At 56.4% G+C, this 21,439-nt stretch carries 19 protein-coding genes; 2 read left to right on the forward strand and 17 right to left on the reverse strand.

Annotated features, from left to right (window positions below):
• Positions 1 to 2: 2 nt before the first annotated feature.
• The 13 genes from wcaI to SCU88_RS16960 all read right to left on the reverse strand — a co-directional run bounded on the left by wcaI (position 3) and on the right by SCU88_RS16960 (position 12,825).
• Positions 3 to 1,226 carry a colanic acid biosynthesis fucosyltransferase WcaI gene (wcaI, locus tag SCU88_RS16900; RefSeq protein WP_175341107.1) on the reverse strand — a complete coding sequence of 408 codons (1,224 nt, stop codon included), beginning with the start codon at positions 1,224 to 1,226 and terminating at the stop codon, positions 3 to 5.
• Positions 1,223 to 1,702, reverse strand: a complete 480-nt coding sequence (locus SCU88_RS16905) for a GDP-mannose mannosyl hydrolase (RefSeq protein WP_138098297.1) — start codon at positions 1,700 to 1,702, stop codon at positions 1,223 to 1,225. The genes wcaI and SCU88_RS16905 overlap by 4 nt, the downstream gene beginning before the upstream one ends.
• A gap of 2 nt (positions 1,703 to 1,704) precedes the next feature.
• Entirely contained in the window at positions 1,705 to 2,670 is a 966-nt protein-coding gene (gene fcl / locus SCU88_RS16910) for a GDP-L-fucose synthase (protein ID WP_138098299.1), read from the reverse strand.
• 2 nt (positions 2,671 to 2,672) lie between these two features.
• Positions 2,673 to 3,794 (reverse strand): GDP-mannose 4,6-dehydratase, encoded by a 1,122-nt coding sequence (gmd, locus tag SCU88_RS16915; protein ID WP_138098301.1) that lies wholly within the window; start codon positions 3,792 to 3,794, stop codon positions 2,673 to 2,675.
• Positions 3,795 to 3,894: 100 nt separating this feature from the next.
• Entirely contained in the window at positions 3,895 to 4,440 is a 546-nt protein-coding gene (wcaF, locus tag SCU88_RS16920; RefSeq protein WP_175341108.1) for a colanic acid biosynthesis acetyltransferase WcaF, read from the reverse strand.
• A gap of 20 nt (positions 4,441 to 4,460) precedes the next feature.
• A complete protein-coding gene (gene wcaE / locus SCU88_RS16925) occupies positions 4,461 to 5,210 on the reverse strand; it encodes a colanic acid biosynthesis glycosyltransferase WcaE (protein WP_138099290.1) in 750 nt (249 codons plus the stop codon).
• Positions 5,211 to 5,221: 11 nt separating this feature from the next.
• Positions 5,222 to 6,445, reverse strand: a complete 1,224-nt coding sequence (wcaD, locus tag SCU88_RS16930; protein ID WP_138098305.1) for a colanic acid polymerase WcaD — start codon at positions 6,443 to 6,445, stop codon at positions 5,222 to 5,224.
• Positions 6,420 to 7,637, reverse strand: a complete 1,218-nt coding sequence (gene wcaC / locus SCU88_RS16935) for a colanic acid biosynthesis glycosyltransferase WcaC (protein WP_175341109.1) — start codon at positions 7,635 to 7,637, stop codon at positions 6,420 to 6,422. The genes wcaD and wcaC overlap by 26 nt, the downstream gene beginning before the upstream one ends.
• On the reverse strand, positions 7,634 to 8,143 hold the full coding sequence (wcaB, locus tag SCU88_RS16940; RefSeq protein WP_138099291.1) for a colanic acid biosynthesis acetyltransferase WcaB: 510 nt from the start codon (positions 8,141 to 8,143) through the stop codon (positions 7,634 to 7,636). The genes wcaC and wcaB overlap by 4 nt, the downstream gene beginning before the upstream one ends.
• Positions 8,144 to 8,145: 2 nt before the next feature.
• Positions 8,146 to 8,991, reverse strand: a complete 846-nt coding sequence (gene wcaA, locus SCU88_RS16945) for a colanic acid biosynthesis glycosyltransferase WcaA (protein ID WP_138098310.1) — start codon at positions 8,989 to 8,991, stop codon at positions 8,146 to 8,148.
• 85 nt (positions 8,992 to 9,076) lie between these two features.
• Positions 9,077 to 11,239: a tyrosine-protein kinase Wzc gene (gene wzc / locus SCU88_RS16950; protein WP_175341110.1), complete on the reverse strand. Its 2,163-nt coding sequence runs from the start codon at positions 11,237 to 11,239 to the stop codon at positions 9,077 to 9,079.
• A 2-nt stretch (positions 11,240 to 11,241) separates the two neighbouring features.
• Complete coding sequence (wzb, locus tag SCU88_RS16955) at positions 11,242 to 11,685, reverse strand: low molecular weight protein-tyrosine-phosphatase Wzb (RefSeq protein WP_138098314.1); 444 nt, start codon at positions 11,683 to 11,685, stop codon at positions 11,242 to 11,244.
• Positions 11,686 to 11,691: 6 nt separating this feature from the next.
• Positions 11,692 to 12,825: a polysaccharide export protein gene (locus SCU88_RS16960; protein WP_138098316.1), complete on the reverse strand. Its 1,134-nt coding sequence runs from the start codon at positions 12,823 to 12,825 to the stop codon at positions 11,692 to 11,694.
• A 740-nt stretch (positions 12,826 to 13,565) separates the two neighbouring features.
• Between SCU88_RS16960 and SCU88_RS16965 the strand changes: the two genes are divergently transcribed.
• The gene (locus tag SCU88_RS16965; RefSeq protein WP_138099292.1) at positions 13,566 to 15,152 is read left to right on the forward strand and encodes a TerC family protein; all 1,587 of its coding nucleotides are present in this window, start codon (positions 13,566 to 13,568) and stop codon (positions 15,150 to 15,152) included.
• Positions 15,153 to 15,479: 327 nt separating this feature from the next.
• Here SCU88_RS16965 and asmA read toward each other — a convergent pair whose 3' ends face one another.
• The 4 genes from asmA to alkA form a co-directional block, all read right to left on the reverse strand.
• Positions 15,480 to 17,324, reverse strand: coding sequence for an outer membrane assembly protein AsmA (asmA, locus tag SCU88_RS16970; RefSeq protein WP_175341111.1), 1,845 nt, complete (start codon positions 17,322 to 17,324; stop codon positions 15,480 to 15,482).
• A 28-nt stretch (positions 17,325 to 17,352) separates the two neighbouring features.
• On the reverse strand, positions 17,353 to 17,934 hold the full coding sequence (gene dcd, locus SCU88_RS16975) for a dCTP deaminase (protein WP_138098320.1): 582 nt from the start codon (positions 17,932 to 17,934) through the stop codon (positions 17,353 to 17,355).
• A gap of 60 nt (positions 17,935 to 17,994) precedes the next feature.
• On the reverse strand, positions 17,995 to 18,636 hold the full coding sequence (gene udk / locus SCU88_RS16980; RefSeq protein ID WP_138098322.1) for a uridine kinase: 642 nt from the start codon (positions 18,634 to 18,636) through the stop codon (positions 17,995 to 17,997).
• Between the two features lie 171 nt (positions 18,637 to 18,807).
• A complete protein-coding gene (gene alkA, locus SCU88_RS16985) occupies positions 18,808 to 19,653 on the reverse strand; it encodes a DNA-3-methyladenine glycosylase 2 (RefSeq protein ID WP_175341238.1) in 846 nt (281 codons plus the stop codon).
• A gap of 164 nt (positions 19,654 to 19,817) precedes the next feature.
• On the opposite strand from alkA, the gene yegD reads away from it, so the two are divergent.
• Entirely contained in the window at positions 19,818 to 21,170 is a 1,353-nt protein-coding gene (gene yegD / locus SCU88_RS16990) for a molecular chaperone (RefSeq protein WP_175341112.1), read from the forward strand.
• The last annotated feature ends 269 nt before the right edge of the window (positions 21,171 to 21,439 follow it).

The following is a 21,439-nucleotide window of genomic DNA, read 5'->3' on the forward strand; positions in this document are numbered from 1 at the left end:
CGTTATCCCCGTATATCAGCAATAAATTGACTTAACACGCTCTCTTTATCGAGCATGCGTTCGGCATATTCACGTGCCACCGTGTTCTGTTTTGGCATTAACAGGCAGGCTTCGATACCTGCGCTCAGGGCATCCACCGATTCCGGCTCTACACAGGCCGCGATACCGGGATGCTCCAGGCACAGCTGCCCCAGTTCGGTGGGCGCTTCGGCTGTAATCACCGCATTGCCGCCCACCGCCAGAATATTGGTCAGCTTCGACGGCAGTACCGCATCGGCTGCGCCGCGGCGCTGAATCACCAGATGGCAGTCGGCCATCTTGAGTAGCGCAGGCAAATCTTCATAAGGCTGAAGCGGCAGGAAACTCACGTTATCCAGACCGTAATCGGCCACCATCTGCGCCAGCCGGGCCTTACCGCCCCCCTGGCCGACAATCACAAACTGCCAGGGCCGATCGCTATGGCGTTTAGCCGCTTCAATCACATTCTCCAGCCCCTGCTTTTCACCGATGTTGCCGGAATAGAGGATGATTTTTTTCTGTTCATCCAGCCCCAATCGGTCGCGTAATGCATCGGCCTGCTCAGCAGTGACATCGTGAAAGCGCGCCACTTCCGACCAGTTGGGGAAGAAGATCACCCGCTCAGGCGCCACCCCTTTTTCGATGGCTTTATTCATCATCGAACGGGAGATGGTGGAGACATGGTCTACGTTGTGCAGCCCGCTGCGCTCAAAAGCGCTGGCCAGCCGCGCGACCCTGCCGCCCTTCTCTTTGCCCGCCATACCCAGACCCAGCATGGCGTCCACTTCATAATCCTGAATATGCAGCACCGTACGGGCACCGGTAAGTGCAGCCAGCAGCCGCATCCCCGGGGTGCAGAACAGAGTCGGCACCACGCCGATGATCCGGTCCGGCTTCCAGCGCCGCTGGGCCAGCAGAGGAAACAGAGAGCTCAGGGCAAAACTGCCCAGGTGAACCAGTCTCTTCAGGGTCGAAGGCTGCTTCGGCACATACATCGGGCAGCGCCAGACGGTGGCCGCCCCCTGCTCTTTTCGATATTTCCAGCCCGAGTAGTCAGTACGCACCTGCCACTCCGGGTAATAAGGCGGTGCGGTAATCACCCGCACCTCGTGGCCCTGGTCAGCCATCCACGCCACCATCTCACCGGTGTATTTGCCAGTACCGGTCAGCTCCGGGGAGTAGTTAATGCCGTAGACCAGAATCTTCATAGACCGGGAACCTCGCGCTTGCGCTCTTCCAGGAAGTAAGCGCGACTGTTGTCATGGACCTTATCGTTCTCAACCAGCGCGTCCGGTAACAGCCAGCGATAGTCGTTATGCTGTTCGGTGGGCAGTTGCAGCTCGCCCTCCTTCACCGTCAGCCGGAAACCCAGCACGATGTAGTGGGTCGAAAAGTCACTTCCCGAAAAGTTGTCGTCGTAGAAGTGCTGCCAGACCCCATAAAAGCGCCCCTCGTCCAGGGTAAAGGCTTTACCCAGCTCATTCAGGGTCAGACGCCCGAAGGCGGAACTCAGCGTTTCGTCCTTCTGTACCCGGCCGCCCGGAACAAACCAGTAACCCTGTGCCGGGCGGTTGTTACGCCGCCCAACCAGGAACTCCCCGCGTTCGTTCTCCACGATCAAATCGATGGAGATTAACGGCGTGCTACGCACCACCGTGGCGAAATCCGCCTCGCTCAGGAACATCCTTACCCCCGGAACCGCTGCTGGTTTTCGAGGAACCACTGATAGGTGCTGGCCAGTCCCGGCTCCAGACCGATTTCATGGAACCAGCCCAGGCTGTGCAGGCGGCTGACGTCCGACAGCTTGCGCGGCGTGCCGTCCGGCTTCGAGGCATCGAACACGATGCGGCCGCGATAGCCCACCACTTTGGCCACGGTCTGGGCCAGCTCGCGAATGGTGCAGTCCACCCCGGTGCCGACGTTGATATGCGACAGCATCGGCTCGGTGTTCTCCTGCCACACTTCGCGATCCAGCTCCATCACGTGGATGCTGGCTGCCGCCATATCGTCCACGTGCAGGAATTCGCGCATCGGCGTACCGCTGCCCCACACCACCACGTCCGGCGCATTCTCCCGGGTCGCCTCGTGAAAGCGACGCAGCAGCGCCGGGATCACGTGGGAGTTGCTCGGGTGGAAGTTGTCGTTCGGTCCGTACAGGTTGGTCGGCATCACCGAGCGATAGTCCCGGTCATACTGACGGTTGTAGGATTCGCACAGCTTAATACCCGCGATCTTGGCGATAGCGTAGGGCTCGTTGGTCGGCTCAAGCGTACCCTGCAGCAGCTCGCTCTCCTTGATCGGCTGGTTGGCCATCTTCGGGTAGATACAGGACGATCCCAGGAACAGCAGCTTATTCACGTTGTGGCTGTGGGCCGCGTGAATGATGTTGCTCTCGATCATCATGTTCTGGTAGATGAAGTCCGCCGGAAAGCTATTGTTGGCGACAATTCCCCCCACTTTGGCCGCCGCCAGGTAAACCTGGTCGATGGCCTCGCGGGCAAAGAAAGCGTCCACGGCGGCGCCGTCCAGCAGATTCAGCTCGTCACGACCGCGCAGCACCAGCTCAACGTCCCCGCGCTGCTCCAGCTGGCGGACGATGGCCGACCCCACCATTCCACGGTGGCCGGCCACAAAGATCCGTTGTTTCGTCATGCTCAGGACTCCAGCGCGATGGCCACCTCATAGCCGTGAGACTTCAGCAGCGAGTGCTTCTTCGCGGCTTCGAGATCTTTAGCGACCATTTCGGAGACCATCTCCTGCAGGGTGGTTTCCGGTTTCCAGCCCAGTTTTTCGTGCGCAAGGGTCGGATCGCCCAGCAGGGTTTCCACTTCCGCCGGACGGAAGTAACGCGGGTCAACAGAGACAATCACATCGCCCGGCGCCACGCCCGGTGCGTCATGACCGGTGACCGATTCAACGATGCCTTTCTCATCCACGCCTTCACCTTCAAAGCGCAGTTTGATACCCAGCTTCGCCGCCGCCATTTCCACGAACTGACGTACCGAATACTGAACGCCCGTTGCGATAACGAAGTCTTCCGGCTGCTCCTGCTGCAGCATCATCCACTGCATTTTCACGTAATCTTTGGCATGGCCCCAGTCACGCAGGGAATCCATGTTGCCAAGGTACAGGCACTTCTCCAGACCCTGAGCGATGTTGGCGATAGCGCGGGTGATCTTACGGGTCACGAAGGTTTCGCCACGGCGCGGAGATTCATGGTTGAACAGAATGCCGTTACAGGCGTACATGCCGTAGGATTCACGGTAGTTGACGGTGATCCAGTAAGCGTACAGTTTGGCGACCGCATACGGAGAACGCGGGTAGAACGGCGTGGTCTCTTTCTGGGGGATTTCCTGCACCAGACCATAGAGTTCAGAAGTAGAAGCCTGATAGAAACGGGTTTTCTTCTCCAGACCCAGGAAGCGGATGGCTTCCAGCAGGCGCAGGGTGCCGATGGCATCCACGTCCGCGGTGTATTCCGGCGATTCGAAAGAAACCGCGACGTGGCTCATAGCGCCAAGGTTATAGACCTCGTCCGGCTGCACCTCTTTCAGAATGCGGGTCAGGTTAGAGGAGTCGGTCAGATCGCCATAGTGCAGGTGGAACTTCGGGTTGCTGGCATGGGGATCCTGATAAATGTGGTCGACGCGCTCGGTATTAAAGGAGGACGCGCGGCGTTTGATACCGTGCACTTCATACCCCTTCTCAAGCAGTAATTCAGCCAGATAAGAGCCATCCTGCCCGGTTACGCCGGTAATGAGAGCCACTTTACTCATAAAATTTTATCCTCTGTATTATGTCGGGCTATGTCTTAGCGCCAGGCTCGACATTGAGCCGTGAGTGTGCAAAAACCCTGGTTTTTTCTACGCCGTTTATTTATTCCGGCGTTCGATTGCGTACTACCTGCGCCGGGTTGCCCCGACAAATGGCGTTGGCCGGCAGCGACTTAAATACGCTGCTACGGGCCCCCACCACGGTGCCGGCGCCAATTTCAACGCCGGGCGCGACGAAGACATCCGTCGCCAGCCAACATTTCTCGCCAATCACAATTGGGGTGGCGTTAATATCGAAATGCTCGCTCATATAATCGTGACTGCCGGTGCACAGATAACATTTCTGTGAAACCACGGCGTTAGCGCCGATGGAAATATCGCCCAGGTTGTATAACACCGCGTCGTCGCCTACCCAGGCATAATCGCCAAGGGTTAATTTCCACGGGTAGGTAATTTTCGCCGATGGGCGAATAACCACATTTTTTCCAATTCGTGCGCCGAACAGCCGTAATAAAAAAGCGCGCCACCGGTAGAGTATTTGTGGGGACCATGCAAATAACGTTGCCTGTACCGCCCACCACAGTTGAACCTTAATAGGATGCCCTCCCCGGAAGCCTTTCGGCACCGAGAATCCACGTAACTCCTGCATATTATTTCCTGATAATTGCGTTATGCCTTGTTATACAGCGCCTTAGCTTTACCGGTGGTCCGTAACCGAAATTGATATGAAATTTCAGCCAGAAAACCTGGCACCCGTAATATCCGACGCTGTACTTTTTTAGCATCGCGGCATAACTCAAGATTATTCGAGGTCGAGACGCCGCCCATAGAAAATTCAGATACCAGCCCTTTGAGGCGTTTAAAGGGGTAGCCCTCTTTATACATTCTGGCGGCCAGCGCGTAATCGGAAGAGACTTTATATTGCAGATCGTAGGGATATTGCTTAAGCCCATTCACCGGGAAAAAGATCGCCTGATGGCTGGCGGGCAGGCTGTGGTATATGTACCAGCCGCTTTTAGCGCTACGACGCACTTTATTACCATCGCCGAAATCCAACAGCGCATCGCCAAGATACATGGCGCGATCCTGTTTTTGCTGCGCCAGCTGTTGCGCCACTTCGCCGACGTTCTGGTGGAAGACATCGCCGGAGTTCAGGAAGATGGCGTAACGCCCACGAGACATCGCAATGCCCTTGTTCATGGCGTCATAGATGCCGTTATCTTTCTCGCTGAGGTAGCGTAACTGGTACTGTCCGTTCAGGTTTTCCAGAAATTCGCGGGTACCGTCCTGCGAGTCGCCATCTACCACGATCCACTCGAACTCGATCCCCGGGGTATCTGCCAGATGAGCCAGCGACTGCCAGGTTTTCACCACCCCTTCATAATTTTTCCAGGCGACAGTAATCACGCTTAACAGAATCATATCTGACCTCATAAGGAGTCTGTGTTGTTTAACGCTTTACGCAGAATAAACGGACAGACGATTAAGAACGCATATTCCGGACTAAATATTGAGCCGGTAAAAAACAACGACAATGGCATAAACAGCCAAAGCTGTACGCGGAAGTTCTGGTTATTGCCAAAGGCTCCGCGGAACATTTTTACAATCCGTGCCATATACCAGGCGGTAAGAATAATCGCAAACCATGAAAAATAGATGATTAGCAGATACAGCCCATTGTCTATGGTTTTACCGACGTCCGCACCGTTAAAAATTCCGAATGATGCGACATATTCGTAAAGAGAACCAAATCGCACTACACCATCAATATTGGTCAGGGAGTATCCGACCATCACCAGCGGCCCGACAATACGATAGTAAGATGACGATCCTTCGGTCCCTAAATCACCAATACGGTCGGCGATATACGGGAAGCCAAATACCAGTCCGACCATAAAGGCCCCTAGCGAAATAATCGCCAGCGGTAACTTCTTCCTTATTGCGTTGGCATTCAGGTACTTAAAGCCCCACTCCAGCAGATAGAACATAATAAAGGTCATCACCCCGGAGAAAGACCCTGAAAGAACTATGCCTAACAAAATCATAGCATCAGTCTTGGGGGTTTTGATACCGAACTGCTTTACGCAAAGCCAAATTGAGATTAATGCCAATGCAAAGAATGCGGGTTCAAAATAGAGAGCCGTAGTACGTTTCCCGCCGAATTTAATAAAATTCAGAACATAGCTATTACTGTATATCAAATAACCAGAGATTGTTTTAAGCAGGCTACTTCCACCAGTAAGGATAATCTCAATCATCTCTACCGCAGCGATACTCACCACAATGCCGATAACGATATAGAACATTCTCAACAATTTTCGATGGTTACGCTGTGAAACCGTCTTAAAGCGAATGCTCCAGGTCATCCCGATAATGATGACGATATAGACGAACAGCATCGTTGAGGTGACATACTTACTGGCATCCAGCGACTGGCCGAAGATGTAGTTGAACAACGTCAGCCCGGCGCCGATCCCCAGTGCTATCATCAGCTTTTTCAGGCTGATGCGTTCCATAAACAGCAGCAAAATAACCGGCAGAAAGGTCACGATGGTGACAGGGAAGCTTTCACCCAGGTTAACCAGCTTAACGTTAACCAGCAGATAGATAATGGGTAACAGCAGGTAGCTACAGACTCTGATAGAACGAGACATACTCCTCCAGCATCTGTTTTCCGCTATAGGCCTTGCGCGATTCGGCCATAAACGCCGCAAGGTCGCAGTCAAAGACCGCCTGGGCCAGCTGCGCCTTCGGCAACTGGGCCAGCGCCGCCACCTCTTGCGCGCTAAAGGTGCGCCCGCCGGTTCTGGCCAGCACTTCACGGGCGGCGTCGCTGTGGGTAGCGATAACAGGTACCCCAATCGACAGCGCTTCACACAGAATCAGCGGATAGTTGTCCACCCGCGAGCTGAACACCAGAGAATCCATCTGGTTCAGCTCGCTCATCAGGGCGCGCTTATCGGTCATAAAACCGTGGTTGATCACGTTCGGTCCTTCAAAGGGCGAGAACTTGCCAAAGGTGTGCAGCTCGATTTTATCGCCCAGCGCCATCAGCTCGCGCACCAGCTTCTGATCGGTTTTACCGTCGTAGCGCAAATCGTGCGCCACCACGGCGACTTTCGGTGCCCCCTGCCCCGGAGCCACGGCGGGTAGATCCGCCAGAATCGCCTCGGTGGCCACGTCGATACCGTTGTTAATCACCTTACAGCGCCCGGCGCCATACAGGCTGTTAAAGGCCTCCGCCACGTGGTTACTTGGCGAAATAAAGCGGCAGCCCAGACCCAGCATGCTGCGAAACAGGTCGCGCTTTTCGCCCACCAGACTGGCGGCGCGATCCACCTTTACCGGCGGATAGTTGGTCAGGGTTGGACAGGCGCTACAGCCGCTTTTCCAGCCTTCACAGCCATCGGTAAAAGCGCAGCGACCGGTAACGCTCCAGTGATCGTGCAGCGTCCAGACCAGGGTCACGTCAGGCTTATGGCTCTTCACCTTCTGGCAGAACGCCACCACCTCTTTCAGGTTGAGCCAGTAGCTGTGCAGCACATGGAAATGCAGCACCACCGGCCCTTCGCAGCGCGTCACCGTGCGGTAAAGGTTATTCAGGTTGCCGAACGGGTCGCGATTAAGGAAACGAAACAGCACAATATTGGCGACAGAGACCAGACGCGGCGTGTGTTTGACTACGTCCGGGTAGTTGTCATGGCTGACGCTGTTTTTGCCGCCTTTGCCGTAGCCGTATATAAAGCGTGAAGAAAGACCCGCTGCCCGTGCCCGCTGATGAAGGTCAAGCGCCACACCGGCCGCACCGCCTTCTGCAAGGCGCACATTAAATTGTAAGATATTCACTTCACTACCTTTACTCTGGCCTTATCGCCCATCACCACCGCATTGTCCGGCACACTGTCCAGCACCAGGCTGCCCGCGCCGATAACCACGTTATCGCCGATAGTAATAGGACCGATAAGCATCACGTTGGCGCCCACTTCGACATGGTTACCGATCACCGGTCGCGACTGACTTTTATCACGACCGCCAATACCGCCGCGCCCGCCAATGGTCACGCCATGGCGAATGGCGAAGTCATCGCCAATAACGGCAAACTTACTGATGACCACGCCGTAGCCGTGATGAATGGTAAAGCGACGACCGATAACTGCCGCAGCCTGAATTTCGTAACCAAACAGGCATTCGGTCAGTAAGCGGTACATAATCAGCACCGGCGCGGCCCACAGGTTGTTCAGGACGTTTTTCTTACGCCAGACCGAGCAAAAATGGGCGATACGGTAAGAAACCACCATGAAGCACGGGCGCGGATTCCAGGAGTTAGCGCGTAAATCTTCCAGTAAATGCATCATTATTTCCCTATAAAGCCCTGAGCCATGCGCTTGGTGTTACGCAGCGACAGCAGCGCCATGCAGGTACGCAGGGACATCCGCTTGTTGCGAATCGTATACAGCGTATACAGCTGATACTTACGACTGCCGCGGTCGAATTTATCTTTATGCTTGCGATAGAAATTAAAGTAGCCGGCAAATTTCTTGCGCGAGGTGCCGATCTTTAAACCACCGTGGTTAACGTGCAGTACCTGGGTGGCTTCTTCCACTTTCCAGGGGGCGCCATTGTCCACCACCAGGCGCAGGAAGGCGTCGTAATCCTGGGCTGCAGGCAGCGTGACATCGAACAGACTGGCCTGAAAGCGTTTGGTATAGGTAAAGATCTGGTTGCCGATAATATTGCGCTTAAAGAACTGCTTTAGGGTAAACGGCGTTTTGGGGTATAGCGGCAGGCTGGCCGGCTGAGAATAGACCTCGCCTCTGCACACATAGTCGTTGGCATACAAAAAGGCGTGGGTCACCAGCTGATGCCGGTGTTCCAGGAACACCGAGAGCCGGTTCGGCGTCCATTCGTCGTCGTCGTCAATTCCGGTAATAAATTCGCCTTTCGCCTGCAGAATCGCCTGGTTGCGCACCGCACAGGCGCCGGAGTTAATCTCGTTGTGAACGTAGGTCACCCGGGAGTCGTTCAGCTCGCTCACAAACTGCTGCAACTGCTCATAAGAGGAGGAGCAGTCATCGACAATGATCATCTCCCAGTTATCGTAATCCTGGCGCAGCACCGATTTAATGGCGCGAATGGCCAGTTGCTGACGATTCCAGGTAGGCATATAGATTGAAACCAGAGGACGCGTTTGATTGACCATTTTTTATCTTTTCCTCAAATCATATTTGCCGTCAGGGCCGCCCCAAAGCGCGGCCCCACTGATGCCCTGGCGTTCGGGCAGAAACTCAGCGGCTCTCTGACTTGTACTCATACTCGTAATAGCCATAGTCCTGGTAGCCGGAAGCCCGACGGAAGACGGAGTTCAGAATCACGCCGCGAACCTTGATGCCGTTCTGTTCGAAGCGACCGACGCTGGTTTCCACCTCTTTCAGGGTGTTCATGGCATAACGCGCTACCACAAGCGTCGTGCCCGCCAGACGACCCACTACGGCGGCATCGGTCACCGCCAGGATCGGCGGGGTATCGATAACCACCATGTCGTAGTGCTGACTGGCCCACTTCACCAGCGCTTCAAAACGCTCGCTCATCAGCAGCTCGGAAGGGTTCGGCGGCACCTGGCCGCGCGGTACCAGGTCAAAGCCCGGAATGGAAGTTTTCTGAACCGCGCTGGCAATGTCCCCCTGCCCGACCAGCAGGTCAGACAGGCCATGGGCGTTGGTGGTGCCCAGCAGTTCATGGGTATAGCCTTTACGCATATCACAGTCGATCAGCAGCACCCGCTTATTGGTCTGGCTGATAACCGCCGCCAGGTTGGCCGCCACAAAGGTTTTACCGATGGAGGGGCTGACCCCGGAAAGCATCAGCACATTATTGCTGGACTGCATCATGGCGAAGTGCAGGCTGGTACGCAGGCTGCGGATCGCCTCGATGGCAAGGTCGGTCGGATTGCCCACCGCCAGAAGCTGGCTCTGCTTGTAGCGCTTCTCGCCCTTGATGGTCTTAACGGTATCGCGCTCTTTCTGCCAGTCGGAAAGCGGGATGCTGGCATAAACGTTGAGGCCCGCATCTTCCAGCGCCTGCGGACTTTCGATACCGCGGTTCAGGATGGCGCGCAGCAGTACGCCGATAATCGACAGCATCAGGCCCAGAATAATGCTGCCCAGAATCACCAGCGCCGACTTTGGCTTCACCGCGCCCGGCTGGGTAATGGCCGGGTCGACGATACGCACGTTACCCACGGTGCTGGCTTCGGTGATCTTCAGCTCCTGCTGTTTATTCAGCAGTTGCATATAGACCTGTTGACCGGACTCCACGTCGCGGGTCAGACGCACGATCTCCTGCTGGGTCTGCGGCATATCGCTGATACGCGAATTCAGCTTCGCTTTCTCATCTTCCAGCACTCGACGTTTTTCCAGCAGGGTGCGGTAGGCCGGGTGACGCTTGGTATACAGCTTGGAGATTTCGGCCTCTTTAAAGGTCAGTTCGTTAAGCTGGGCGTCGATGTTCACCACCGAATCGAGTACCGATTTGGCCTCCAGCGGCAGATCCACGGAATCTTTGTTCTGACGGTAGGCATTAAGCTTGTTTTCCGCCTCGTCCAGATGGCCGCGCACCTCCGGCAGCTGTTTATCGAGGAATTTCAGGCTGTGTGAGGCTTCAGCCGATTTACGCTCGATGTTCTGCGCCTGGTAGTTACGGGTGATGGCATTCAGAATGTCACGAATCTGATCGCGATCCTCACCGGTGAAGGTCAGGGTCATCACGCCGGTATCCTTACCGCTTTCAGTCACGCTCAGGTTACCCTGCAGCGATTTAATCATGCCCAGAGTGGAATATTTGGTCACGGTGAAATCGCTGCCTGGCGAGGCGTGAATGGCGTCTATCTTCATGGTCACGCCATCTTTGTTCAGCGGTTTTCCGACTTCGCCGCGGGCGCTGAAGCCGTCGTCGTTGCTCAGCAGATAGTGGGTGTCATCCACCACTTCCACGGTCCAGGTCTGCTTTGCTCCGCCTGCAGGCAGATTAAAGGTGGTGACCTTCACGGTATCATCCTGACGGCCCATCAGACGGTCCCAACCGGCGCCGAACACCGGGAAGTGGTTCTTCTCAACCGCAATGTCCAGGTCGAGATCGTCTACGGTTTTGCCCAACACCAGACGCGACTGAATCAGCTGCATTTCCGCCTCGGAGGCGGGGGGCTTACTGTTCAGGGCGCTGTTGATATCCTGAACCAGCGAGCTGGTGGAGTTTTGCTCTATCTGCACCATCGCATCCGCGCTGTAGATAGGCGTAGCGAACATGACGTAAACGATAGCGATGGTCGCGAAGACCGCGGTGGTCCCCAGCACCCACCAGCGGGCCTCAATGACCGTGCCGATCAGGCGGCCGATATCGATTTCATCATTGCCCTCAGTCGAGGCGGCAGAATGTTTTACTTGTTCTGTCATTGTTATCCCTGCTGAGCTGTCAGTGCTTGCGCCCACTTACGGGCAGAAAGGTCGAGAAGGTCGTATACCGCTTCAAAGGCCTCGCGGCTTTTGCGGAAGGGGTCAGGGATCTCGCGCTCGTTATCCCAGTGCCCAAACAGCATCACCTTGCCGCGCATTTCCGGGGCAAGTTCGCACAGCGAGTGGATATGACGCTTTTCCATGGCGAGGATCAGATCGTAGCCACGGCACATTTTGCCGGTGACCTGGCGGGCGCAGTGGCCCTCCAGCGACAGGTCGTGCGCGCGGGCGATCTCCAGAGCGCTGGCATCCGCCTCGCGGCCAACCAGCGCGCCAAGTCCCGCCGACTCCACCGTGAGTCCGGGCTGATAGTTCTTGAGCAGACGCTCTGCCGTGGGGGAACGGCAGACGTTCCCCACACAAACCACAAGTATTTTGTTAAACATAAGGCGTTACCAGTTATGAATATCGCTAGCCGTATCGGTCATATAGCGGACACCGCTGATGGTCGGCAGCAGCTGACTGACCAGACGGTTCCAGCGAGCCACCGGTGCCGTGGTGACATAAACCACGTCATAAGGCTGCAGACGGAAGTTGGTCGCCATAATCAACGACGTGGCGTCGGACATATCCAGCTGGTAGACGCTGGCGATCTTACCGTTGCGGTCGTTGTTCAACGGACGGATAACGAAGATGCCGGTGGCGTCGGAGGTGGTCATATCGATACCTTCCGCCGAGCCCAGCGCTTCGGTCAGGGTCATACCGCTGAAGTCCATCTTCAGGGTGCTCTGTTTCTTCACTTCGCCCATAACGAAGACTTTCAGATCGTCATTACGCGGTACGTAGAGAATATCGCCCGGATACAGCAGGTGGTTCTGGCTGAGATCGCCATTCTGCATCAGCGCCTGTAGAGAGATGCGCTGCTCTTTACCGTTGTGGGTCAGTACCACGTTGCGCCAGTCGGCGTTTTCGGTCAGGCCGCCCGCGGCGTTAATGGCGTCCAGTATCGTCAGCGGCACGTTGGTGATCGCCTGCTGGCCAGACTTCTGAACCTGGCCGGAAATATAGGCTTTCTGGGAACGGAAGGCCGCGACGTTCACATCAACCTGGGGATCGGCGATATAGGAGGCAAGGCGCCCGGTAATCTGATCGCGAATCTCCGCCAGGGTTTTGCCTGCGACGTGGACCTTACCGATATAGGGATAGAACACCGAACCATCGGCCTGGACCCAGTTACCGGTATCGCTTGAACTACGATACTGACCCGCCGGGGTGGTCAGTTCCGGGTGGTCCCAGACGGTGACGTTCAGCACGTCCCCAGGACCGACACGATATTGATAACCCGCGATTTCCTGTTCCAGTCCCGCATTCGGCTGCGCGACATTAGGACGCGGACGCAGCTGCTCCACCAGCCTTGGCGTTAACGGATAAACATTTACCATCCGGTCAACATCAAAATCTGAATCCTGCTGTTTGACAACATCTTTGCCGAACGTCGACATATTGCTCCCGGGCAATATGGTACAGCCGCTCATCAGGGTCACAGACACCAATAATGGCATCAATTTTAGTTTGGATTTCATCATTGAATATTTATCACTATGGCAGAGTCATTATCCTGAAAATAATAATCGTCGCTACGCTAAAGTTCCGATAAAGAATGCGGATTTTGGCACTGGAATATAAATGGAATCATTCCTAAAATTGGCCTTATCAAGCGTAAGTTATTGACAGAATAAGTGGGCTAATTGACCGGTTAAGGGACATGCTACCGCCCCTGGCTTTACAGCTACCAATCAACTGAGAGTCAGTAAGTTGTTGTTTATACCGCGTTAGCTGCCAGTCTCCAGGACAAGTCCCAGGTTGGCAAAATAATGAACATAATTTACTCAATAGAGAAATAACCGAGCAAACTTAATCCATGCCATAACGTTAATCGCCAAACGCTGAAATCGATTGTTGCAGCTAACTTATTACCAGGCAAGTTAACAGGTCGCGGTTATCACGTTTTTAAGAATAATATTAACTGCGCAATTTTTTGGTTTTAGGATTTTCTTTATATTGACATTAAGCAGCGCCATATACATCAACCATAATTAACAGATATTTCCCAGTAAATTCTCACTGGTATTAAGACAGTTACCTATAGCAGCCCCCTTGTTCACTTAATAATTCCTCATGGTAATTATCTGGTTATCGGGTGATTATGAAATGACCGCCCTTCTCCGTTTAAGATTAATCGCAGTATATAATTGCATTTGGCATCATCGCTCACCAGGATTACGATGTGACATTCGTCATACGTTATGAAGGTAGCCAACGCCCTATGGAATGGATCGCCGATCCCTCAATCTGGGCAGGGTTAGTCACCCTGATCGTTATCGAACTGGTGCTCGGTATCGATAACCTGGTGTTTATCGCCATCCTTGCTGAAAAGCTTCCTCCCCGCCAGCGCGACCGGGCCAGAATTACCGGCCTGATGCTGGCCATGCTGATGCGCCTGGTGCTGCTGGCCTCTATCTCCTGGCTGGTCACCCTGACCCAACCGCTGTTCCATATCAGGACGCTGAGCTTCAGCGCCCGGGACCTGATTATGCTGTTCGGCGGGCTGTTCCTGCTGTTCAAGGCCACCATGGAGCTGAATGAGCGGCTGGAGGGCAAAGACCAGGAAGCGCCCAGCCAGCGACGCGGCGCTAAATTCTGGAGCGTGGTCGCCCAGATTGTGGTGCTGGATGCCATCTTTTCGCTGGATTCGGTCATTACCGCCGTCGGAATGGTGGACCACCTTGGGGTGATGATGGCGGCGGTGATCATCGCCATCAGCCTGATGATGCTGGCAAGCAAGGCCCTGACCAGCTTCGTTAACAACCATCCGACCATCGTGATCCTGTGCCTGAGCTTCCTGCTGATGATTGGCTTTAGCCTGGTGGCGGAAGGTTTTGGCTTCCATATTCCCAAAGGCTACCTCTATGCCGCCATCGGCTTCTCGGTGGTAATTGAGGCGCTTAATCAGCTGGCGAATTTTAACCGCCGCCGCTTTCTGTCGGCCAACTATTCGCTACGTCAGCGCACCGCCGAAGCGGTCATGCGCATGTTGAGCGGTAATAAGGAAGAGAGAGAACTCGACGGCGACGCGCTGGTGGCCGCCCAGGAAAACACAGAAGAGATTTTCGATCCTCAGGAGCGCATGATGATAGGCCGGGTGCTGAATCTGAATCAGCGCACCGTCAGCAGCATTATGACCTCGCGCCACGATATTGAATATATCGATCTGGGCGACCCGATGGATAAAATCCGTGCCCTGCTGGAAAAAAACCAGCACACCCGGGTGGTGGTCACCGGCGGTGAGGATAATCTGCTGGGCGTGGTCCACGTTATCGACCTGCTGGGGCAGGCGCTGCGTGGGGAGGCGCTGGACCTGCGGGCCCTGGTGCGCCAGCCGCTGGTGTTCCCGGAAACCCTAACGCTGCTTCCGGCGCTGGAGCAGTTCCGTAACGCTCACACCCATTTCGCCTTCGTGGTGGATGAGTTTGGTTCGGTAGAGGGGCTGGTGACCCTAAGCGATATTACCGAGACCATTGCCGGTAATCTGCCTAATGAGGCCGAAGAGATCGACGCCCGTCACGATATTACCGCTAACCCGGACGGCAGTTGGACGGTGAACGGTCATATGCCGCTGGACGATCTGGTGCTTTATGTACCTCTGCCGCTCAGCGATAAGCGCGACTATAACACCGTGGCGGGTCTGCTGATGGAGCTGCTACAGCACGTTCCCTCGTCTGGTGAAGAGGTTCAGGTTGGTGACTATCTGTTACGCACCCTGGAAGTGGAAAGTCATCGGGTGCAGAAGGTGTTGATTGTGCCCCCTCACCCCGGCCCTCTCCCGGAGGGAGAGGGAGAAAACCCGCAATAACCCGGCCCCTCTCCCTTTTGTGTGCGAGAGGGGCTCCAGCCAGTCCCCTCTCCCCTTTGTGTGCGAGAGGGGCTCCAGCCAGTCCCCTCTCCCTTTTGTGTGCGAGGGAGTCTCCCGCCAGTCCCTTCTCCCCTTTGTGTGCGAGAGGGTCTCCAGCCAGTCCCCTCTCCCTTTTGTGTACGAGAGGGTCTCCAGCCAGTCCCCTCTCCCCCTTTGTGTGCGAGAGGGGCTCCCGCCAGTCCCCTCTCCCTTTTATGTGCGAGGGGGTCTCCAGCCAGTCCCCTCTCCCCTTTGGGGAGAGGGTTAGGGTGAGGGGTGAGGGGTGAGCTACATATCCTTCAACAGCTTCTGCAGATCCTGCCCTTTACGGCTCTCTTTATTACGCTCCGCCCACTCTTTCAGACGCTGCTTCGCTTCATCGCGCAAGTGGTTGCGCAGCCCTCTGTATACCTGCAGGTTGTAGTTCAACTGGCTCCATGGACCATAGATACGCAGCGGGATCGGCGTCTGTTTCAGGGTTTCCACCAGCGCGCTGTCGCCGCCCCAGCCGTCAATCACCCGTACGTTAAACAGCGCATCGCACAGCTCTTTGGCGAGATCCAGGGTGCCGCTACCTTCCAGCGCCAGCACCTGTGAGCTGCCCGCCATTTTCTCAAGCGTCAGAATGCCCTTATCCAGCGAGGCGCTGGAGTGGAACTGGTTCATAACCGTCGCGGTTTCATACTCCTGCTGCGCCGAAACATCGTTATTCTCACGGGTCACCGCCTGCTGAACCAGCTGCTGGAAGTTCATGCCCTGCAGCCGGGCATTACGCATATCAATGCTGGCCTTCCCCTGCCAGTTATGGCGGAAGGCTTCGGCATCCAGTTGGCTGCCGGAAAACTCGCCGGACATCGAAAGCTGGCCCGACACCGCCAGCGGATAATCGAAGGCCGTCAGCAGCGGCGCCATCTCGATATTTTCTACCTGAGGCCGGAAGTTGACCAGTGCCTCGCCGCTGCGAACATCCACGCTGCCCGGCAGCGAGATCTTCCCGTTACCCAGCCGTCCTTCCAGCTTATCGATATTCAGCATGCCGCCGTTATTGACCATATGGCTGGCGACATCGCTAAAGTTCAGACCGCGCCAGCGCAGACCGGCAAGCTTCAGATCAATCTCGCCGCTGAAAGCGTGCAGCAAACTGTACTGGGGCTCGTCACCGCTACTGGCAATCACCGGTCGCGGACGCACCCGGCTCTGCCCCTGCTGGTTGGTGACGGGCGTGCCATCTGCGCTGGCGCGGACCATCAATGCATCCAGATTCAGATTATCCGATGCCAGATCCAGCTTCCAGACCGGCTGCTCGCTCAATACGACGCTCAGCGCGCCGCGCAGCGTGCTATCGTTGGCGGTCATGGAAAAGTCGTTCAGGCTCAGGCGCTTTTCCGGCTCTCGCCACAGCGCCTTAAAGCTCCCCTGCCCGCTGATGCCCTGCTGCGGCAGATCGGCCCCCTGGAGCTGGTACTCCAGGCGGGTGAAATTCGCGCTCAGATTTTCTGGATAGTCGCTGGCATCCAGATCTGCGTCCATCGACAGCGTCAGATCGCGCTGATCGCGGTTGATGCGCCCGCTAAAGGAGAGCTGACCGCGGTGATGCTCATCCTGCTCCATCTGCAGATTGATGCCGCGCACCGCCACCTGTTCATCATCGCCGTGCTGGAACACCAGCAGGCTGTCGGCCACCTCAAGGCGACCGATATCAAAAGACCAACCCCGGGTTTCATCCCCCGGCGCCCGGGTGGAGCCTGGAGCCACCGGCGCATCCGCCGGGCGTCGCTCCTCGCTCTGGGGCGTAAGTTGAATCACCGCCCCTTTCAGCATCACCTGACTGACCTGCAGACGATGAGAAATCAGCGGCAGAAGATCGACATCGAGACGCATATTATCCGCGCTGACCAGCGGCTGACTGGCACCCGGCGCGGTTAACGACATCCGCCCCGAGAGAATGCTGAGCTGCGGCCAGACGTGCCAGCGTAACGGGCCGTTAAGCTTCAGCTGATATCCGCTGCGCTGTTCAACCTGCTTTACCATGTAGCTGCGGAAGTCATTAGGATCCACCATCACCACCAGCGCGGTAAGACCGGAAACCAGTACGACCAGCAGTATCATCAGCGTGGTAAGAAATCGTCTCATTACGTCCTCAAATGTGCGTGCGTTCCAACTAATCCTTGTCGATACGGCTGGCAACGGCGCCCTGCTGGTCGCGATATTTCGCGTCCTGGCGTCGGTTATAAGGCCTTGCCGCAGGCCCGGATAGCGGTTCGAAGCTCAGGGCGCCGATAATCATACCGGGGCGCAACGCCAGCGGCAGCTTTCCAGAGTTGTAAAACTCCAGCACGATATGGCCCTGCCAGCCTGGATCGATGCGGTGAGCAGTCACGTGCACCATCAGCCCCAGACGCGCCAGCGACGATCGACCATCCAGCCAGCCGACCAGGTTGTCCGGCAGGCGCACCGACTCCAGCGTTATCGCCAATGCCAGCTCTCCGGGGTGCAGGTAGAAGGCATCTCCTTCCGGCAGCACAATCTCATCGCTCATGACCCGATCCAGAGCCGCGCTAACTTCGGCCTTCGGACCGCTCAGATCGATAAACGCCGCCGTGTGACCGCTGAAGGTGCGGAATTTATTGCCCAGGCGTACGTCAACGGTCGCGCCGTTAATCCGTTCCACCGGCGGGCGCGGCGTGATGGCTAAACGGCCTTCATCGAGCCAGGCTTCGATATCACGATCGCACAGACGCATCTTTTATTCTCCTTAAGTCGGACGGAAGGGGCGCACAATATGCCGCCCCCTCGGGCGATTTTACTCAAAAAACTGACTGATTTTGGCCTTCAGAATATCGATGGCAATGCGGTTTTTACCCCCGCGTGGCACAATAATATCCGCATACTGCTTGGAAGGATCGATAAACTGCAGGAACATCGGACGCACCGTCTTTTGATATTGTGCCATTACCGAGTCCATAGAGCGACCACGCTCATTCACGTCGCGACGAATACGACGCATCAGACAAATATCCAGCGGTGTGTCGACGAAAATCGAGAAGTTCATTTCCTGGCGCAGGCGCGCATCGGTCAGCAGCAGAATCCCCTCCAGAATAATCACTTTTTTCGGTTCGAAATGGACGGTTTCCTGAGTACGGGTATGCTCCACATAGCTGTAAACCGGCAATTCGATACTTTTCCCCTGCTTGAGCATTTGCAAATGCTGGAACAGCAGATTGTGATCCATGGCATTGGGGTGGTCGTAATTGGTCTTAATCCGCTCCTCCATGGAGAGGTGACCCTGATCTTTGTAATAACAATCTTCTGGAATAACACCAATGTGTTCATCGCCAACCTGATCGCGCAGCTCACGGTAGAGCGTACTGGCGATAAGACTTTTCCCTGATGCCGATGCGCCGGCGATCCCAACGATGACGCATTGATGAGACTTGTCAGTCATAAATTAAACGACCTGATTCACTGAATAATATGTCCTTCCTGGCTCAGGTTAGCTCTGTGAACCCGCTACAGCGCAAACCCTGAACAGTCAGGATAAGTTAAGAAAGGTAGCGCGCTTATGCCCGCCGCCGCAATTATAGGGATTTCACGCATTTGATACCAGACAAAACCATCAGGCGGCTAACCAGCCATCGCTGTTCCAGATATGCAACAGCGCATAGCTGCGCCACGGCTGCCAACGTTCGGCATAGCGGCGAATCTGCCCTGGCGTCATCCCTGCAAAGCGCTGCTTCACCAGATAATCATCCGCCAGGAACACGTCCGGCGCCTGCCAACCGCGCAGAGCGAAATAGCTGGCGGTCCAGCGCCCGATGCCTGGCAACTGTATCAGCTGGCGAATCCCCTGCTCCACCGATGCCGGTCGTTCAAGCGGGAATTCCCCGGCAGCGCACAGCGCGGCGATATGAATTATCGCCCGGGCGCGCTGGAGCGGCATGCCCAGCGGCCGCAGCTGTTCCGCCGCCAGAGAAGCCAGACGCCGGGGTTCAGGAAACAACTGCCAGCCCGGATTCCCCGGCAGCGGCTCGCCGAAGGTTTGCGCCACTCTGGCGGTCAGCTTCGCGGCCATCGCCACGCTCACCAGTTGCCCCAGCACGGCGCGCACCGCCTGTTCGAAAGGATCGATACACCCCGGCAGGCGCAGACCGGGGCGGCTGGCCGCCAACGGGCCCAGTCCGGCCAGGGTCGGCGCCGGATCGTGCGCCAGATCCAGCAACCCTCCTATACGTTCACTCACCTGACGCGCGACCGGCGCCAGCCCTGGCGTTAGCCCCACCCGCAACCGATGGCGCGCCGTATCGGGCTCCAGGGTCAACAGCCCGCTATGCCCCATAAGCGACAGACTGCGGCAATAACGCTCTGGCGTGACCCACTCCAGCCCTGCGCAGGCACGCGCGCCCAGGAAGGCCAGCATCCAGTTCCAGTCGTAGGGGGGCGTATAATTTAGCTCCAGCGTCAGCATAACGGCTCCTCAGTCTCCATGTTCTTTGATTCAGCATAACGGGCCGCGTAGCCTGACGCTTTGCTTTTTTATTCCGCGGCAAGCCCGCCAGAAATATTGCCGGATGCCGGACATTTCGCTAAAGTCGCCCCCCTTCTTCGAGACCCGACCAGGAATTAACGATGCTTACCGGTTTTGACTATGGCACCGCCAACTGCGCAATGGCCGTGATGCGCGACGGCATCCCTGAAATGCTGCCGCTGACGCCCCAGGGGAATCTGCTGGCGTCAATGATCTGCGCCCCCACCCGCGAAGGCATCAGCGAATGGCTGTGGCGTCATCACCAAATCTCTCCGGGTAGCAACGAAGGCCAGGCGCTGCTTAAGCGCGCGATGAGCTATAACCGCGAAGAAGACATCATCATTACTCCCGCCAGCGTGCTGTTTGGCCAGTCGGCGCTGGACCTTTATATGGACGACCCGGAAGAGGTCTGGTTCGTTAAATCACCGAAATCCTTCCTGGGAGCCAGCGGCCTGAAGCCGCAACAGGTAGCGCTGTTTGAAGATCTGGTCTGCGCCATGATGCTGCATATTCGCCAACAGGCAGAGGCCCAACTGGACCAGGAAATCACCGCCACCGTCATTGGCCGCCCTATTAACTTCCAGGGGCTGGGCGGCGATGACGCGAATGCTCAGGCCCAGGGCATTCTGGATCGTGCCGCAAAGCGTGCGGGTTTTGGCGAGGTGGCATTCCAGTATGAACCGGTCGCCGCCGGGCTGGATTTTGAAGCGACGTTGAGCCATGAGCAACGGGTGCTGGTGGTGGATATCGGTGGCGGTACCACCGACTGTTCGCTACTGCTGATGGGACCCCAGTGGCTGAATTCCCGGGATCGCGACGCCTCGCTGCTCGGCCACAGCGGCTGCCGGGTGGGCGGTAACGATCTGGATATCGCGCTGGCCTTTAAGCAGCTGATGCCGCTGCTGGGCATGGGCGGCGAAACGGAAAAAGGCATCGCCCTGCCGACCCTACCCTGGTGGAACGCGGTGGCTATCAACGATCTACCCGCCCAGAGCGACTTCTACAGTCCGGCCTGCGGGCGGTTACTGAGAGACCTGGTGCGCGACGCCCGTCAGCCCCAACAGGTTGAACGGCTATTGACGGTCTGGCGCCAGCGCCTGAGCTATCGTCTGGTGCGCTGCGCCGAAGAGAGCAAGATTGCGCTGTCGGATACCGCACGGATTGCGACGCGCCTTGACTTTATCAGCGATGCGCTTATCGCCGATATCGATAGCCAGGGGATGGAGGCGGCGCTGAGTCAGCCGCTGCAGCGCATTCTGGAGCAGGTCACTCTGGCGCTGGAGTCCGGCAGAGAGACGCCGGATGTCATCTATCTGACCGGCGGCAGCGCCCGTTCGCCGCTGGTTCGCCAGGCGCTGGGCGCCCTGCTGCCCCATATTCCCATCGAGGGCGGGGACGATTTTGGTTCCGTTACCGCCGGGCTGGCCCGTTGGGCGCAGGTGGTTTTTCGCTAATGTATAAAAAGGGGGCCATCGCGCTTTAGCGTGAAGCTGAAGTTATCGGCGACTGCCCCATCTTCCGGGTGAATATGTAGCGCAGGAGAAGGTTCCGTTCACCTTAAGATGATTTTGCTTATGTCGATAGCTGAGCCGGTGAACGGGTCGCCAGGGGGGTGGCGACTGAGCCCCCCTGGCCCGTTCACCGGCTGTAAATCCACAGAGAAGCAGTTACGTAAAGTGAACGGAACAGCCCACCACATCATCATATTCTGCCGGTTTTTAGC

The sequence above is a fragment of the Jejuibacter sp. L23 genome (assembly GCF_050815825.1).
GTDB classification, from domain to species: domain Bacteria; phylum Pseudomonadota; class Gammaproteobacteria; order Enterobacterales; family Enterobacteriaceae; genus Jejubacter; species Jejubacter calystegiae.

Excerpts from the sequence above, each read along its gene's own strand:
- wcaI (WP_175341107.1), bottom strand. The coding sequence starts at position 1,226 with ATGAAGATTCTGGTCTACGGCATTAACTACTCCCCGGAGCTGACCGGT.
- SCU88_RS16905 (WP_138098297.1), bottom strand. The coding sequence starts at position 1,702 with ATGTTCCTGAGCGAGGCGGATTTCGCCACGGTGGTGCGTAGCACGCCG.
- fcl (WP_138098299.1), bottom strand. The coding sequence starts at position 2,670 with ATGACGAAACAACGGATCTTTGTGGCCGGCCACCGTGGAATGGTGGGG.
- gmd (WP_138098301.1), bottom strand. The coding sequence starts at position 3,794 with ATGAGTAAAGTGGCTCTCATTACCGGCGTAACCGGGCAGGATGGCTCT.
- wcaF (WP_175341108.1), bottom strand. The coding sequence starts at position 4,440 with ATGCAGGAGTTACGTGGATTCTCGGTGCCGAAAGGCTTCCGGGGAGGG.
- wcaD (WP_138098305.1), bottom strand. The coding sequence starts at position 6,445 with ATGTCTCGTTCTATCAGAGTCTGTAGCTACCTGCTGTTACCCATTATC.
- wcaB (WP_138099291.1), bottom strand. The coding sequence starts at position 8,143 with ATGCATTTACTGGAAGATTTACGCGCTAACTCCTGGAATCCGCGCCCG.
- wcaA (WP_138098310.1), bottom strand. The coding sequence starts at position 8,991 with ATGGTCAATCAAACGCGTCCTCTGGTTTCAATCTATATGCCTACCTGG.
- wzc (WP_175341110.1), bottom strand. The coding sequence starts at position 11,239 with ATGACAGAACAAGTAAAACATTCTGCCGCCTCGACTGAGGGCAATGAT.
- wzb (WP_138098314.1), bottom strand. The coding sequence starts at position 11,685 with ATGTTTAACAAAATACTTGTGGTTTGTGTGGGGAACGTCTGCCGTTCC.
- SCU88_RS16960 (WP_138098316.1), bottom strand. The coding sequence starts at position 12,825 with ATGATGAAATCCAAACTAAAATTGATGCCATTATTGGTGTCTGTGACC.
- SCU88_RS16965 (WP_138099292.1), top strand. The coding sequence starts at position 13,566 with ATGGAATGGATCGCCGATCCCTCAATCTGGGCAGGGTTAGTCACCCTG.
- asmA (WP_175341111.1), bottom strand. The coding sequence starts at position 17,324 with ATGAGACGATTTCTTACCACGCTGATGATACTGCTGGTCGTACTGGTT.
- dcd (WP_138098320.1), bottom strand. The coding sequence starts at position 17,934 with ATGCGTCTGTGCGATCGTGATATCGAAGCCTGGCTCGATGAAGGCCGT.
- udk (WP_138098322.1), bottom strand. The coding sequence starts at position 18,636 with ATGACTGACAAGTCTCATCAATGCGTCATCGTTGGGATCGCCGGCGCA.
- yegD (WP_175341112.1), top strand. The coding sequence starts at position 19,818 with ATGCTTACCGGTTTTGACTATGGCACCGCCAACTGCGCAATGGCCGTG.